Source organism: Microbacterium sp. zg.Y909 (assembly GCF_024626565.1).
In genome coordinates this window covers 1-1446 of sequence record NZ_JANJFJ010000641.1, presented here as the reverse complement: position 1 = coordinate 1446, position 1446 = coordinate 1, and the positions used below count along the sequence as shown (strand labels likewise).

The following is a 1446-nucleotide window of genomic DNA, read 5'->3' as shown; positions in this document are numbered from 1 at the left end:
GCGAGCAGTTCATCAAGCAGTACGCGACGGTCTTCGACGGCGACGAGCGCTGGCAGACGCTGCCGACGCCGACCGGCCCGATCTTCGAGTGGGATGAGGACTCCACCTACGTCCGCAAGGCGCCGTATTTCGAGGGCATGACGACCGAGCTGACCCCGGTCTCCGACATCCGCGGCGCGCGCGTCATGGCAGCGCTCGGCGACTCGGTCACGACCGACCACATCAGCCCTGCCGGCAACATCAAGATCGGCACCCCCGCCGCGCAGTACCTGACCGAGCACGGCGTCGCGCAGAAGGACTTCAACTCCTACGGCTCGCGCCGAGGCAACCACGAGGTCATGATCCGCGGCACGTTCGCGAACATCCGCCTGAAGAACGAACTGGTCGCCGCCGTCAACGACGGCAAGATCGTCGAGGGCGGTTACACCCGCGACTTCACGCAGCCCGGTGGGCCGCAGTCGTTCATCTTCGACGCGTGCATGAACTACCAGGCGCAGGAGACCCCGCTCGTCGTCTTCGGCGGCAAGGAGTACGGCTCCGGCTCGTCGCGCGACTGGGCGGCCAAGGGCACGAGCCTTCTGGGAGTGAAGGCGGTCATCACCGAGAGCTTCGAGCGCATCCACCGCTCGAACCTCATCGGCATGGGTGTCGTGCCGCTGCAGTTCCCGGAGGGGGAGAGCTGGAAGTCCCTCGGCCTGGACGGGACGGAGATCATCTCGATCACCGGTCTCGAGCAGCTGAACGAGGGCGTCACCCCCAAGACGGTGCGCGTGGTCGCCGAGCCCAGCGAGTTCTCGGCCGAGGGCAAGCAGACCGTCGAGTTCGACGCCGTCGTGCGCATCGACACCCCCGGTGAAGCGGACTACTACCGCAACGGCGGCATCCTGCAGTACGTGCTTCGCAGCCTGGTCTGACGCGAGCGCGCACACCCGGCGAACAGGCCCGGAGCCCGGCGGCTCCGGGCCTGCTGCCATCCCTCTGTCAGATGGCGCGGGTACAGTGGAAACCCCGTCCCGATCACAGGAAGAGGACACATGTCGCTGCTTGATTCGGTGGACGGCCCGCGCGACCTGGACCGCCTGACGACGGCTCAGCTCGAGCAGCTGGCCGGTGAGGTCCGCGATTTCCTCGTCGAAAACGTCTCCCGCACGGGGGGCCACCTGGGCCCGAACCTCGGCGTCGTGGAACTCACCATAGCGATCCACCGGGTGTTCCGCTCCCCGGACGACCCGATCATCTTCGACACCGGCCACCAGTCGTACGTGCACAAGCTGCTCACCGGCCGCAAGGACTTCTCGCAGCTGCGATCGCGCGGGGGACTCGCCGGCTACCCGCAGCGCAGCGAGAGCCCGCACGACGTGGTGGAGTCCTCGCACGCCTCGAGCTCGCTCAGCTGGGCCGACGGCGTCTCGCGCGCGCTCACACGCACCGGTCGCACCGATCGGC

1 protein-coding gene and 1 pseudogene are annotated in these 1446 nt (G+C 67.8%); both read left to right on the top strand.

Annotated elements, in window-relative coordinates; all coding sequences use genetic code 11:
* Nucleotides 1-914: pseudogene (gene acnA, locus NQ160_RS23715) on the top strand (aconitate hydratase); the annotation flags it as partial.
* Between the two features lie 120 nt (nt 915-1034).
* Nucleotides 1035-1446: 1-deoxy-D-xylulose-5-phosphate synthase N-terminal domain-containing protein (locus NQ160_RS23710; RefSeq protein WP_306854145.1), on the top strand; the 412-nt coding region annotated here is incomplete at its 3' end.